Origin of the sequence: Variovorax sp. MHTC-1 (genome assembly GCF_003984645.1) — a bacterium.
Lineage (GTDB): Bacteria > Pseudomonadota > Gammaproteobacteria > Burkholderiales > Burkholderiaceae_C > Variovorax.
The window spans coordinates 284973-298323 of sequence record NZ_RWKI01000003.1 but is presented as its reverse complement, the minus strand read 5'-3'; the positions used below and the strand labels follow the sequence as shown (position 1 = coordinate 298323).

12 protein-coding genes are annotated in these 13351 nt (G+C 65.4%); 11 read left to right on the top strand and 1 reads right to left on the bottom strand.

Annotation, left to right across the window (positions count from 1 at the left end; translation table 11 throughout):
• Nucleotides 1–14: 14 nt before the first annotated feature.
• The 8 genes from EJI01_RS07190 to dnaJ all read left to right on the top strand — a co-directional run bounded on the left by EJI01_RS07190 (nucleotide 15) and on the right by dnaJ (nucleotide 7948).
• Nucleotides 15–1112: a lactonase family protein gene (locus tag EJI01_RS07190; protein WP_126836424.1), complete on the top strand. Its 1098-nt coding sequence runs from the start codon at nucleotides 15–17 to the stop codon at nucleotides 1110–1112.
• A 45-nt stretch (nucleotides 1113–1157) separates the two neighbouring features.
• The gene (locus tag EJI01_RS07185; protein WP_126836423.1) at nucleotides 1158–2150 is read left to right on the top strand and encodes a Bug family tripartite tricarboxylate transporter substrate binding protein; all 993 of its coding nucleotides are present in this window, start codon (nucleotides 1158–1160) and stop codon (nucleotides 2148–2150) included.
• A gap of 67 nt (nucleotides 2151–2217) precedes the next feature.
• Complete coding sequence (gene asd / locus EJI01_RS07180) at nucleotides 2218–3069, top strand: archaetidylserine decarboxylase (RefSeq protein ID WP_126836422.1); 852 nt, start codon at nucleotides 2218–2220, stop codon at nucleotides 3067–3069.
• A gap of 172 nt (nucleotides 3070–3241) precedes the next feature.
• A complete protein-coding gene (locus EJI01_RS07175) occupies nucleotides 3242–3604 on the top strand; it encodes a winged helix-turn-helix transcriptional regulator (protein ID WP_126836421.1) in 363 nt (120 codons plus the stop codon).
• A gap of 38 nt (nucleotides 3605–3642) precedes the next feature.
• Nucleotides 3643–3993 (top strand): FKBP-type peptidyl-prolyl cis-trans isomerase, encoded by a 351-nt coding sequence (locus tag EJI01_RS07170; RefSeq protein ID WP_126836420.1) that lies wholly within the window; start codon nucleotides 3643–3645, stop codon nucleotides 3991–3993.
• Nucleotides 3994–4123: 130 nt separating this feature from the next.
• Nucleotides 4124–4693: a nucleotide exchange factor GrpE gene (grpE, locus tag EJI01_RS07165; RefSeq protein ID WP_126836419.1), complete on the top strand. Its 570-nt coding sequence runs from the start codon at nucleotides 4124–4126 to the stop codon at nucleotides 4691–4693.
• Between the two features lie 103 nt (nucleotides 4694–4796).
• Entirely contained in the window at nucleotides 4797–6731 is a 1935-nt protein-coding gene (gene dnaK, locus EJI01_RS07160; RefSeq protein WP_126836418.1) for a molecular chaperone DnaK, read from the top strand.
• Nucleotides 6732–6811: 80 nt separating this feature from the next.
• On the top strand, nucleotides 6812–7948 hold the full coding sequence (gene dnaJ / locus EJI01_RS07155; RefSeq protein WP_126836417.1) for a molecular chaperone DnaJ: 1137 nt from the start codon (nucleotides 6812–6814) through the stop codon (nucleotides 7946–7948).
• Nucleotides 7949–8112: 164 nt separating this feature from the next.
• Here dnaJ and EJI01_RS07150 read toward each other — a convergent pair whose 3' ends face one another.
• Entirely contained in the window at nucleotides 8113–8784 is a 672-nt protein-coding gene (locus EJI01_RS07150) for a FadR/GntR family transcriptional regulator (RefSeq protein WP_221885649.1), read from the bottom strand.
• Nucleotides 8785–8905: 121 nt separating this feature from the next.
• On the opposite strand from EJI01_RS07150, the gene EJI01_RS07145 reads away from it, so the two are divergent.
• The 3 genes from EJI01_RS07145 (at nucleotide 8906) to EJI01_RS07135 (ending at nucleotide 13137) form a co-directional block, all read left to right on the top strand.
• Entirely contained in the window at nucleotides 8906–9775 is an 870-nt protein-coding gene (locus EJI01_RS07145) for a fumarylacetoacetate hydrolase family protein (RefSeq protein ID WP_126836416.1), read from the top strand.
• A 32-nt stretch (nucleotides 9776–9807) separates the two neighbouring features.
• Nucleotides 9808–10794 carry a tripartite tricarboxylate transporter substrate binding protein gene (locus tag EJI01_RS07140; protein ID WP_126836415.1) on the top strand — a complete coding sequence of 329 codons (987 nt, stop codon included), beginning with the start codon at nucleotides 9808–9810 and terminating at the stop codon, nucleotides 10792–10794.
• A gap of 420 nt (nucleotides 10795–11214) precedes the next feature.
• Nucleotides 11215–13137 carry a PrkA family serine protein kinase gene (locus tag EJI01_RS07135; RefSeq protein ID WP_093103189.1) on the top strand — a complete coding sequence of 641 codons (1923 nt, stop codon included), beginning with the start codon at nucleotides 11215–11217 and terminating at the stop codon, nucleotides 13135–13137.
• Nucleotides 13138–13351 lie beyond the last annotated feature (214 nt).

Here is a 13351-nt window from a genome sequence, read left to right as displayed (position 1 = left end):
CAAGGAAAAAGAACATGCATCCAGCCATCACTTCGCGCGCGCTGCGCCGCCTCGCCCTGCTGCTCGCGCCCGGACTCGCCGGGATCGGCGGCAGCGTTTCGGCCGCCACCTGGGTCTATGTGTCCAATGCGGACAGCCAGGAAATCTCCGTTCTCGAGCTCGACCGCGCCCAGGGCACGCTGAAGCCGGTGGAATCGGTGAACGTCGGCGGCGCGGTAATGCCGATGGCGGTGAGCCCCGACAAGCGCTTCCTGTACGCCGCACTTCGCTCGCAGCCTTTTCGCGTCGCGAGTTTCGCGATCGATGGCGCCAGCGGCAAGCTGAAGAAACTGGGCGAGGCGCCGCTGGCCGACAGCATGGCCAACATCGACACCGACGCCACGGGGCGCTGGCTGTTCGCGGCCTCCTACCCGGGGCACAAGATCACGGTCAACAGCATCGACAAGACGGGCAACGTCGGCCCGATCCAGCAGCTGCTTCCAACGGCACCCAACGCACACGCGATCCATGCCGATGCCGGCAACCGCTTCGTGCTGGCGACCAGCCTGGGCGGCGACAACGTTTCGAGCTGGCGCTTCGACGCTCAGACCGGGGCCTTGTCGCCCAACGACCCGCCGCTGACGACCAGCACGGCGAAGTCGGGACCGCGCCACTTCGTCTGGGACAAGGCGCAGCGCAACGTGTACCTGCTGAACGAGCTCGACGCCGGCCTGCATGTGTACGCATGGGACGCCGCCCGGGGCACGCTGCAGCTCCAGCAGAGCACCACCGTGCTGCCCGCGGGCTTCACCGGCAAGCCCTGGGCCGCCGATCTTCATCTCACGCCCGACGGCCGCTATCTCTACGCATCGGAGCGCACGTCCAGCACGCTGTCGGGCTTCAAGGTCGACGCCTCGACCGGCCGGCTGCAGGCGCTGGGCCAGACGCCGACCGAGAAGACGCCGCGCGGCTTCGCCATCGATCCGAGCGGCCGTTTTCTGGTCGCCGTCGGCCAGGAGTCCCACAGCGCCTCGGTGCACCCGATCGACGCTGCGAGCGGCGCCCTCGGCACGCCCCAGCGACTGCCGCTGGGCAAGAACCCGAACTGGGTCGAGATCGTCGAGCTGCCGTGAGCTCGCGCTGAGTTTTTTTATTTGAACGCCAAGGAGACACCTTTTATGCAACGCCGCACCCTCATCCATACCGCGCTCGCCTCGCTCGCCGCAGGACTGCCGGCCCTGCCCGCCTTCGCGCAGGGCTCGTGGCCCACCGGCAAGGCCATCACCTATCTCGTGCCCTTCCCTGCAGGTGGCACCACCGACACGCTCGGCCGCCTGATCAGCCAGAAGCTCGGGCCGGCACTGGGCACCAGCGTCGTGATCGACAACAAGGGCGGCGCCGGCGGCAGCGTGGGCTCGGAGATCGCGTCGCGCGCCGCACCCGACGGCTACACGATGCTGGGCGGCACCATCAGCTCGCATGCGATCAATGTGAGCCTCTATCCGAAGATCGGCTACGACCCGCAGAAGTCCTTTGCGCCGGTGACGCTGATCGGCACCAACCCGGTGGTGCTGGTGGTCAACCAGGCGAGCCCTTACAAGACGCTGAAGGACGTGCTCGAGGCCAGCAAGACCAAGTCGGGCGGGCTCTCGTCCGCTTCGGCCGGCACCGGCACCTCGCAGCACCTGACGCTGGAGCTGCTGTCCTACAAGTCGGGCGTCAAGTTCACGCACGTGCCCTACAAGGGCAGCGGCCCCGCGATCCAGGACGTGATCGGCGGCCAGGTCGACATGATGTTCGACACCACGGTGGTCGCCGGGCCGCACATCCAGAGCGGCAAGCTGCGCGCGATCGCCGTCAGCTCGGCCAAGCGGCTGGCCTCGATGCCGGACGTGCCGACGGTGGCGGAGTCGGGCCTGCCGAGCCTGAAGGACTTCGAGGTGCTGTCCTGGCAGGCGATCTTCGTGCCGGCCGGGACTCCTGCGCCGGTGATCGATCGCCTGCACACCGAGATCCGCAAGATCCTGGCGCAGCCAGAGATGCAGGACAAGCTCAAGGGTTTCGGCATGCAGCCGGCCGACATGACGACTGCTCAGATCGCCGCCTTCCAGAAGTCCGAGGTCGAAAAATGGGCGCAGGTCATCAAGGCCGCGGGAATCAAGGCGGAGTAACCGTCGTCCCACTGGCGACAGGCGGGGCGCTCGATAGAATCGCCTTCCCTTTTTCGGAAGCCCCTTCTTGTCCCACCGCCTCTCCGTCCTGCCGCAGTACCTCTTTCCCAAACAGGCACTGACTTCGTTTGCCGGCTGGGTGGCCGGCAAGGAGCGCGGTGCGGTCACGACCTGGATCATCCGGCGCTTCGTCGCCAAGTACGGCGTCGACATGGGCGAGGCGCTCGATAGCGACATCGCGAGCTATCCGAGCTTCAACGAGTTCTTCACCCGGGCCCTGAAGCCCGGCGCGCGCCCGATCGCGAAGGCCGACCTGGTGTCGCCGGTCGACGGCGCGATCAGCCAGTTCGGCCCGATCGAAGGCGAACAGATCTTCCAGGCCAAGGGCCACCGCTACAGCATCACCGCGCTGGTCGGCGGCGATGCGGCGCTGGCGGCGCAGTTCGCGCACGGCAGCTTCGCCACGCTCTACCTGAGCCCGAAGGACTACCACCGCATCCACATGCCCTGCGACGGGCGCCTCTCGCGCATGATCTACGTGCCGGGCGAGCTGTTCTCGGTCAATCCGGCCACGGCGCGCGGCGTGCCCGGCCTCTTCGCGCGCAACGAGCGCGTGGTGTGCGTCTTCGAATCGGCGCGCGGCCCCTTCGTGCTGGTGCTGGTCGGCGCCACCATCGTCGGCAGCATGGCGACCGTGTGGCATGGCGTGGTCAACCCGCCGCGCGGCGGCGAAGTGCGCGAATGGAACTACGCCGATCGGCAGATCGTGCTCGAGCAAGGCGAGGAGATGGGCCGTTTCCTGCTCGGGTCCACGGTGGTGATGTTGTTCCCTCCGCCACCCCTCGCCTTCAACCCGACGTGGTCGCCGGCAGGCTCGATCCGGCTCGGCGAACTCATGGCCAACTATTCGAGCTCTTGAAGGAGCCGCCTCTGCGACCCGCAGCCGGTCTCACTGCACAGCTATAAAACTTGTAGCAAGCTGCCTTCTGGGATATAGTCGCCGGCCCGATCCGAGTGGTCCAGCACCCAACATAAAAAAACGCGCAGCGCCACGGTGATGTGCAGCCGCCGCCCCGAGGAGATGTTGTTCGATGAGTAGCAAGGAAAACGCGGCTGTCAGCCAATTGCTTGCGATGCTGGAGGCCCGCTACGCACTGCGCGTGCTCTGGGCACTGCGCGACGGCCATGCCCAGACCTTCCGCCTGCTGCAGGACAGCGTCGGCAACATCACGCCCAATACGCTCAATACCCGCATCAAGGAGTTGCGCGAAGCAGGCATCGTGAACCACGGCAGCGAGGGCTACAGCCTCACGTTGAGCGGGCAGGACCTGCTCAAGCGCCTGTCCGACCTGCAGGCCTTTGCCGTGAAGTGGCAGGTGAACCAGGTCAAGAAAGCGGCGCCCGCCGCGCCCGCGCCCCTCAAGCAGCTCGGGCCGAATCCGACGCCTCGTTAAACTGCAGGGCTTTTTTCTTCATCCCCAAGGAGCATTCCATGCCCACCACTCCCTCCGGCCTGCAATACGAAGACACCACCGTCGGTGGCGGCGCCGAAGCCAAGGCCGGCCAGCACGTGCATGTGCACTACACCGGCTGGCTCTACAACGACGGCGTCCAGGGCGCCAAATTCGACTCCAGCCGCGATCGCAACGACCCCTTCGCCTTCTCGCTGGGGGCCGGCCAGGTCATCAAGGGCTGGGACGAAGGCGTCGCCGGCATGAAGATCGGCGGCCAGCGCACGCTGATCATCCCGCCCGCACTCGGCTACGGCGCACGCGGCGCCGGCGGCGTGATCCCGCCGAACGCGACCCTGAAGTTCGACGTCGAGCTGCTCGACGCCCACTGAGCGGGCGGCACCGCCGCCCCGAGCGAAATGCGCCTGGATGGGCGCATTTTTTTGCCTTGAAAACCCCGAGCCCAGCCCCATCTGGCCCGCTATTGTTTTGTTTTCCGGCGTGGCCGCCGGCTTTTTGAGCATGTCAGACCCGCAAAACCCCCAATCGAATCCCGATAACTTCCTGCAGGGCGAGCCCAGCCCGGAAGAGCTGGAAGCCGCGCAAGCCGCCAACGAGGCCGACGCCCTGGCGGCCGCCGCGGCCGAGATCGCTGCGCTGCAAGCCAAGAACGCCGAACTGAACGACCAGTACCTGCGCGCGCAGGCCGATGTGCAGAACGCACGCCGCCGTGCCGACGAGGAGGTCAGCAAGGGCCGCAAGTTCGCGATCGAATCGTTTGCCGAAAGCCTGCTGCCGGTGCTCGACAGCCTCGAGGCCGGCCTGGCCCACAAGGACGCCACGCCGGAGCAGATCAGCGAAGGCGCCGAAGCCACGCTGCGCCAGCTCAAGAGCGCGCTGGAGCGCAACAAGGTGATCGAAATCGCGCCGGCGGCCGGCGCCAAGTTCGACCCGCACCAGCACCAGGCGATTTCGGTGGTGCCGGCCGAAGGCCAGGAAGCCAACACCATCGTGAGCGTGCTGCAGAAGGGCTACACGATCGCCGAGCGCGTGCTGCGCCCGGCGCTGGTGACGGTCAGCGCGCCCAGCTGAATTCCACGGAAACCCACAGGAAATCCCCGCTTCGTCCCTTGAATCGAGCTGGGTTATCCACAAGTTCACAACAACATATTTTTCGCGTTCAGGAGCAAACAACATGGCCAGAATCATCGGCATCGACCTCGGCACCACCAACTCGTGCGTGTCGATCATGGAAGGCAACACCACCCGCGTGATCGAGAACTCGGAAGGCGCGCGCACCACGCCCTCGATCGTCGCCTACCAGGAAGACGGCGAAGTGCTGGTCGGCGCTTCGGCCAAGCGCCAGGCCGTCACCAACCCTCAGAACACGATCTACGCCGTCAAGCGCCTGATCGGCCGCAAGTTCGAGGAAAAGGAAGTCCAGAAGGACATCGACCTGATGCCCTACACCATCGTCAAGGCCGACAACGGCGACGCCTGGGTCGAAGTGCGCGGCAAAAAGCTCGCGCCGCCGCAGGTCAGCGCCGAGATCCTGCGCAAGATGAAGAAAACCGCCGAAGACTATCTCGGCGAAGCCGTCACCGAGGCCGTGATCACGGTTCCGGCCTACTTCAACGACAGCCAGCGCCAGGCCACCAAGGATGCCGGCCGCATCGCCGGCCTGGACGTCAAGCGCATCATCAACGAGCCGACCGCGGCCGCGCTGGCCTTCGGCCTCGACAAGCAGGACCGCGCCGACCGCAAGATCGCCGTGTACGACCTGGGCGGCGGTACCTTCGACATCTCGATCATCGAGATCGCCGACGTCGACGGCGAAAAGCAATTCGAAGTGCTGTCGACCAACGGCGACACCTTCCTCGGCGGCGAGGACTTCGACCAGCGCGTGATCGACTACATCATCGGCGAGTTCAAGAAGGACCAGGGCGTCGACCTCAGCAAGGACGTGCTCGCGCTGCAGCGCCTGAAGGAAGCCGCCGAGAAGGCCAAGATCGAACTCTCGAACAGCGCCCAGACCGACGTCAACCTGCCCTACATCACGGCCGACGCCTCGGGTCCGAAGCACCTGAACATCAAGCTCACGCGCGCCAAGCTCGAAAGCCTGGTCGACGAGCTGATCGAACGCACCATCGCGCCCTGCCGCACCGCCATCAAGGACGCCGGCGTGTCGGTGAACGACATCCATGACGTGATCCTGGTCGGCGGCATGACCCGCATGCCCAAGGTGCAGGAGAAGGTGAAGGAATTCTTCGGCAAGGAGCCGCGCAAGGACGTGAACCCCGACGAGGCCGTGGCCGTCGGCGCCGCGATCCAGGGCCAGGTGCTCTCGGGCGACCGCAAGGACGTGCTCTTGCTCGACGTGACCCCGCTGTCGCTCGGCATCGAGACCATGGGCGGCGTGATGACCAAGATGATCACGAAGAACACCACGATCCCGACCAAGTTCGCGCAGACCTTCTCGACCGCGGAAGACAACCAGCCGGCGGTGACGATCAAGGTGTTCCAGGGCGAGCGCGAGATCGCCGCGGGCAACAAGCTGCTCGGCGAGTTCAACCTCGAAGGCATTCCGCCGGCCGCGCGCGGCACGCCGCAGATCGAGGTGAGCTTCGACATCGACGCCAACGGCATCCTGCACGTCGGCGCCAAGGACAAGGGCACCGGCAAGGAAAACAAGATCACCATCAAGGCGAACTCGGGCCTCTCCGAAGACGAGATCCAGAAGATGGTGAAGGATGCCGAGCTCAACGCCGCCGAGGACAAGAAGAAGGTCGAGCTCGCCCAGGCCCGCAACCAGGGCGAGGCGATGGCGCACAGCGTGAAGAAGTCGCTCGGCGAGCACGGCGCGAGCCTGGATGCAGGCGAAAAGGAAAAGATCGAAGCCGCAATCAAGGAGCTGGAAGAAGTCCTGAAGGGCGACGACAAGGCAGCGATCGAGGAAAAGACCAACACGCTGATGACGGCCAGCCAGAAGCTCGGCGAGAAGATGTACGCCGACGCCCAGGCGGCCGCCGGAGCCGCGGGCGGCGCGGCGGGCGCTGGCCCGGAAGCTGCAAGCGCTCCGGCCGACGACAACGTGGTCGACGCCGAGGTCAAGGAAGTCAAGAAGGGCTGATACGAAGGCCCCGGCAAGGCTGGATCTCCTGACAGGGCGGTCCGGCCTTTTTCCGTTTTCGCTCCCCCAGCCCACCGACCATGGCCACCAAACGCGACTACTACGAAACCCTCGGCGTCCCGAAGAACGCGAGCGAGGAAGAAATCAAGAAGGCTTATCGCAAGCTCGCGATGAAGCACCACCCCGACCGCAACCATGGCGACACCGGCAAGGAAGCCGAAGCCAAGTTCAAGGAGGTGAAGGAAGCCTACGAGATGCTGTCGGATGCGCAGAAGCGCGCCGCCTACGACCAGTACGGCCATGCCGGCGTCGACCCTAACATGCGCGGCGGCCCGGGCGCGGAAGGCTTCGGCGGCTTCGCGGAAGCCTTCGGCGACATCTTCGGCGACGTGTTCGGCGGCCGCGCCGGCGGTCGTGCGGGCGGACGCCAGGTGTTCCGCGGCAGCGACCTGAGCTATGCGATGGAAGTGACGCTCGAGGAGGCGGCCGACGGCAAGGAAGCGCAGATCCGCATTCCGAGCTGGGACGATTGCGGCACCTGCAAGGGCACGGGCGCCAAGCCCGGCACCAAGCCCATCACCTGCACCACCTGCCACGGCCAGGGCGCGGTACAGATGCGCCAGGGTTTCTTCAGCGTGCAGCAGACCTGCCCGACCTGCCACGGTACCGGCAAGATCATTCCCGAGCCCTGCACCACCTGCCACGGCCAGGGCAAGATCAAGAACAACAAGACGCTCGAGGTCAAGATCCCGGCCGGCATCGACGACGGCATGCGCATCCGCAGCACCGGCAACGGCGAGCCCGGCACCAACGGCGGACCGCCCGGCGACCTCTATATAGAGATCCGGCTCAAGAAGCACGAGCTGTTCGAGCGCGACGGCGACGACCTGCATTGCGTGGTGCCGGTCAGCATCACCACCGCCGCGCTGGGCGGCGAGATCAACGTGCCCACGCTCAGGGGCGCGGCCGCGATCGACATCCCCGACGGCACCCAGAGCGGCAAGCAGTTCCGCCTGCGCGGCAAGGGCATCAAGGGCGTGCGCTCCACCTACCCGGGCGACCTCTACTGCCACATCCGCGTGGAGACGCCGGTCAAGCTCACCGAGCACCAGCGCAAGCTGCTGAAAGAGCTCGACGAATCGCTCAAGAAGGGCGGCGACAAGCACAGCCCCACGGACAAGGGCTGGTTCGACAAGGCAAAGGAATTTTTCAGCTGAGTAGGCTCCGGCTCCGCCACTTCGTGTGGTCCGCCAGCCCCCTCACCGGGGGCAACACCGGCGGCCCGGCAAAGCCGGTTCCGCGGTGTTTCCCGAACGGGCCTGGCTTCGCCGGCCAGCCGCCAGCTCACGCGACCATTTGGGCTTGATTGGTCGCCGCCAACTCAGTATCCCAGCAGATTGCGCCGCACGTGCGTCAGATGCTGCAGGCAGAGCTGCACGGCGCGCGCGCTGTCGCGGTCCTTGAGCGCGGCGACCAGTTCGCGATGCTCGCGCTGGTAGTCCAGCCTGCGCTCCGGCGTAGCGCTGCGGCGCTTGAGCATGCCCCACTCCCCCTGCGCGCGCACCTCGTTCATGCGCTGGAACACGGCCGCGATGAAGGCGTTGTGCGCGGCGCCGGCGATGGCCTCGTGCAGCCTGCCGTCCCAGAGTTCGAACTCCTCGAGGCTCGCCGCCGCCTCGCCCCGGTCGCAGCACTCTTCCATCCGGGCGAAATCGGCGGCCGTGGCATTGCCGACGACCATGGCGATGACGGCGGGCTCGAGCACCAGGCGCGCGCTCATCAGTTCGGCAGGACTGGTCGCGAGCGGCGACTCGCCATGGCTGAGTTCCGCCAGCGCCTGCGCGACCTCCTCGCTGACGTAGGTCCCGCTGCCCACCGTCTGGGTGATCAGCCCGCGGCTCTTCAGGTCTGCCAGCACCCGGCGCACCGTCCCGCGGCTGAGCCCGAACTGACCGCTCAGTTCGCGCTCGGTCGGCAGGCGGTGGCCGGCTCGCCAGGTACGCGATTTCAGGTTCTCGAGAATGGCTTCCCGCAGGGTCAGGGCGCTGTACACGGTCGCGAGGATGGGTAGATGGAATGGAAGAAGCGCACCGATCGTATCAACCGCGACGCGGGGGCTCTATTGTGCGTTTGGTACTCGATTGGTAGCATTTGGTCTCAACAAGGAGATCATTTTGCGCATAGCGACCTACCAATATCAAGGCCGACGCCAGGTCGGCCTGGTCTCGGAAGACGGCGCGACCGTCAGTCCGCTCCAACTCGGCGATGCCCAGGTGCAGCGCGGCGCACTGTCCCTGATCGAAGATCGGGCTTCCGGTGCAGCCCTGCCCCCCACAGGTGCGGCGCTTGCCCTCAGTGAAGTGAGGCTCGAGGCTCCCCTGCCCCTGCCGCGCCGCAACATCTTCTGCGTCGGCCGCAACTACCACGCGCATGCCAAGGAACTGTCGGCCTCGGTCTTCAGGAACAACACGGCCAAAGCCGATGCCTGGCCGATCGTGTTCACCAAGGTGCCGGAATGCGTGATCGGGCCAGAGGACGAGGTCCGGCTGCCGGGCGAGTCGGTTTCGGCGCAGATCGACTACGAGGCCGAGCTCGCCGTGGTCATCGGCAAGGGCGGCCGCAACATCGCGCGCGGCGAGGCCTTGTCGCACGTGTTCGGTTACACCATCGTCAACGATGTCACCGCGCGCGACGTGCAGATGCGCCACCAGCAATGGGATCTAGGCAAGTCCTTCGACACCTTCTGTCCGATGGGCCCCTGGATTGTGAGCGCCGACGCGCTCGACGGCACGCAGACGCGCGTGCGCTGCTGGGTCAACGGCGAGCTGCGCCAGGACGCGCAGACAGCCGACTTCATCTTCGACATTCCGTCGCTGATCGAGGCTTGTTCGCGCGGCATCACCCTGTATCCCGGCGATGTGATCGCCACCGGCACGCCGGCCGGCGTCGGCATGGGCATGTCGCCGCCGCAGTACCTGAAGGCGGGCGACACGGTCCGCATCGAGATCGACGGCCTCGGCACGCTGGAAAACCGCTTCGTCTGAAAGCGCATTCCAAGACAAATGGAGACAAGCTCATGCATGTATATCCGCACGCGCTGCTGCGCGCCGTATTCCTCGCGGCCGCCTGCTGCGCCACGGTCACGGCGGCGGTCGCGCAAACGGGCTGGCCAGACAAGCCGATCACGATGGTCGTTCCGTTCCCGCCGGGCGGCGTTGCAGACACGGTCGCACGGCCCGTGGCCGAGGCCTTGTCGCGCGAGCTGAAACAATCCGTGATCGTCGAGAACAAGGCCGGCGCGGGCGGCGCGGTAGGCATCGGCTTCGCGGCCCGCGCACCGGCCGACGGCTACACCGTGCTGCTGAGCCTGTCCTCGATCTCCATCCTGCCGGAGGCCGACGCCATTCTCGAGCGCAAGCCCGCCTACCAGATGAACCAGTTCAAGCCGATCGCGCGCTTCACCGCCGATCCCACGGTCCTGGTCGTGCGCGCGGACGCGCCGTGGAAAACGCTGGCGGAGTTCATCGCCGACGCGCGCACCAAGCCCGGCGCTTACAACTACGGCAGCTCCGGCAACTACGGCACGATGCATGTGCCGATGGAGATGCTGAAGAGCGCCGCCGGTTTCCGCATGACCCACATCCCCTACACCGGCGCGGGGCCGGCGGTGGTCGCGCTGCTCGCGGGGCAGGTCGATGCGCTCGCGAGCGGGCCGTCGACCGTGGTCCAGCAGATCAAGGCCGGCAAGCTGCGCGCGCTCGCGCACTGGGGCGAGCGCCCGCTGGTTGCGCTGCCCGAGGTACCGAGCCTCGAGCAGTCGGGGTTCAAGGTGAAGTTCGCGCAGTGGTCGGGGCTTTTCGTTCCCGCCGCGACGCCGGACGAGATCGTGAGGCGGCTGCGCGCGGCGTCGGCGAAGGCGGCAACAGACCCGGCAGTGGTGCAGGTCATCGAGAAGGCGGGCAGTCCCATCGCCTACCTCGACGCGCCCGAGTTCCAGTCGTACTGGAGTGCCGATGCCGCCATGATGACCGAGGCCGTCCGGAAGATCGGCAAGGTCGAGTAGCGGCTGGCAGTTTTTCCTCGCGGCCGTTCGAGCAACCGGCCTACTACTGATGCGTTCGTGTCGCGCGTAGCCTATAACCAAAGGTAGGACGTTGTGTCCCGACTGTGTTTCAAGGCATGAGAAAGAACGTGCGTGCACGATGGACGAAGAGCCTGCGCCGGCCGACTTCGTGCGTCACACATTTTTCGATCGTTCTGACTATTGCTTCCGGTTCCGCGTTGGAACTTTTAAACAACGCGCCAATTCTTATTTGAAAAGCAATTTGCTCGACGCGCTCTTTGTTCTATGCTTTGACCAAGTTCCTGCTTGAGGAGTGAATCCGAAGCGTGCACACCATACCTGGCACCATTCCTGCGAACGATGCAACGTGTGCAGCACGGAAACTCCGGGCAGCGCCCCGCTGACTCGATGGAGGTGTCTATGGATGTCGTCAGTAACTTCGCCGCCCGCTACGAGCGGACCCGCGAAGAGGTCCTGTCCCTGCAGGAATATCTGGAGATCTGCAAGCGCGAGCCCGGGGCTTACGCCACGGCCGCCGAGCGCATGCTGCAGGCGATCGGGGAACCCGAACTCGTCGACACGCGCAACGACCCGCGTCTGTCACGCATCTTCGCCAACAAGGTCATCAAGATCTACCCTGCGTTCAGGGAGTTCTATGGCATGGAAGATGCAATCGAGCAGGTGGTTTCGTACTTCCGGCACGCCGCACAGGGCCTGGAAGAGAAGAAACAGATCCTCTACCTGCTCGGCCCCGTCGGCGGGGGCAAGAGCTCGATCGCGGAGCGCTTGAAGCAACTGATGGAGCAGGTGCCCTTCTATTCGATCAAGGGATCGCCGGTCAACGAGTCGCCGCTCGGTCTCTTCGACGCCGCGGAAGACGGCGAGATCCTCGAGAAGGAGTACGGCATTCCGCGCCGCTACCTCCAGCGCATCCTGTCGCCCTGGGCCGTGAAGCGGCTCGAGGAGTACGGCGGCGACATCCGTCAGTTCCAGATCGTCAAGCGTTACCCATCGGTGCTGCGGCAGATCGCCGTGGCCAAGACCGAGCCGGGCGACGAGAACAACCAGGACATCTCCTCGCTGGTCGGCAAGATCGACATCCGCAAGCTCGAGACCTTTGCGCAGGATGACCCCGACGCCTACGCCTACTCCGGCGGCCTGTGCCTGGCCAACCAGGGCCTGCTGGAATTCGTCGAGATGTTCAAGGCACCCATCAAGGTGCTGCATCCGCTGCTGACCGCCACGCAGGAAGGCAACTTCAAGGGCACCGAAGGCTTCGGCGCCATTCCGTTCGACGGCATCGTGCTGGCCCACAGCAACGAAAGCGAATGGAAGGCCTTCCGCAACAACAAGAACAACGAGGCTTTCCTCGACCGCATCTACATCGTCAAGGTGCCGTACTGCCTGCGCGTCTCCGAAGAGATCAAGATCTACGAGAAGCTGGTGCGCAACTCCTCGCTCTCGCTGGCGCCCTGCGCTCCCGGAACGATGCGCATGATGGCCCAGTTCTCGGTGCTGACGCGGCTCAAGGAGCCGGAGAACTCGAGCATCTTCAGCAAGATGCAGGTCTACGACGGCGACAACCTCAAGGACACCGACCCGAAGGCCAAGTCGATCCAGGAGTACCGCGACTACGCTGGCGTCGACGAGGGCATGAGCGGCGTGTCGACACGCTTCGCTTTCAAGATCATCTCCAAGGTCTTCAACTTCGACAGCAGCGAGGTCGCCGCCAATCCGGTGCACCTCATGTACGTGCTCGAGCAGCAGATCGAGCGCGAGCAGTTCGCGCCCGAGACCGAGCAGAAGTACCTTTCCTACATCAAGGAGCTGATGGCGCCGCGCTATGCGGAGTTCATCGGCAAGGAGATCCAGACCGCCTATCTCGAGAGCTACTCAGAGTACGGCCAGAACATCTTCGACCGCTACGTCACCTACGCCGACTACTGGATCCAGGACCAGGAGTACCGCGACCAGGACACCGGCGAAGTCTTCGACCGCGGCTCGCTCAATGCCGAGCTCGAGAAGATCGAAAAGCCCGCGGGCATCAGCAATCCCAAGGACTTCCGCAACGAGATCGTCAACTTCGTGCTGCGCGCGCGCGCCGGCAACGCGGGCAAGAACCCCTTGTGGACCAGCTACGAGAAGCTGCGCACGGTGATCGAGAAGAAGATGTTCTCCAACACCGAGGAGCTTCTGCCCGTCATCAGCTTCAATGCCAAGAGCAGCGCCGACGAGCTGAAGAAGCACGAGGATTTCGTCAATCGCATGGTGCAGAAGGGCTACACCGCCAAGCAGGTCCGCCTGTTGTGCGAGTGGTATCTGCGCGTTCGCAAGAGCTCATGATGAGCGGGGGCCTGTTATCACATGAATCACCCACGCGTGGGGCCCCAGAGAGGGCCCAATCTAGGCGCCAAGCGGAACTGGGTTGCACACCCAGTGAGCATTGGCAACGACGAGTGGGCCCTCTCTGGGGCCCCACCCGAAGGGCCGGGGCGGCAAGGGGCGCATGGCGTCGTTGCGGTCCTTGCCCAGGCGGCCGGCATGGGCTGCGGCCCGC

Coding starts and splice junctions, on each gene's coding strand:
- EJI01_RS07190 (WP_126836424.1), top strand. CDS start 15: ATGCATCCAGCCATCACTTCGCGCGCGCTGCGCCGCCTCGCCCTGCTG.
- EJI01_RS07185 (WP_126836423.1), top strand. CDS start 1,158: ATGCAACGCCGCACCCTCATCCATACCGCGCTCGCCTCGCTCGCCGCA.
- EJI01_RS07175 (WP_126836421.1), top strand. CDS start 3,242: ATGAGTAGCAAGGAAAACGCGGCTGTCAGCCAATTGCTTGCGATGCTG.
- EJI01_RS07170 (WP_126836420.1), top strand. CDS start 3,643: ATGCCCACCACTCCCTCCGGCCTGCAATACGAAGACACCACCGTCGGT.
- grpE (WP_126836419.1), top strand. CDS start 4,124: ATGTCAGACCCGCAAAACCCCCAATCGAATCCCGATAACTTCCTGCAG.
- dnaK (WP_126836418.1), top strand. CDS start 4,797: ATGGCCAGAATCATCGGCATCGACCTCGGCACCACCAACTCGTGCGTG.
- dnaJ (WP_126836417.1), top strand. CDS start 6,812: ATGGCCACCAAACGCGACTACTACGAAACCCTCGGCGTCCCGAAGAAC.
- EJI01_RS07140 (WP_126836415.1), top strand. CDS start 9,808: ATGCATGTATATCCGCACGCGCTGCTGCGCGCCGTATTCCTCGCGGCC.
- EJI01_RS07135 (WP_093103189.1), top strand. CDS start 11,215: ATGGATGTCGTCAGTAACTTCGCCGCCCGCTACGAGCGGACCCGCGAA.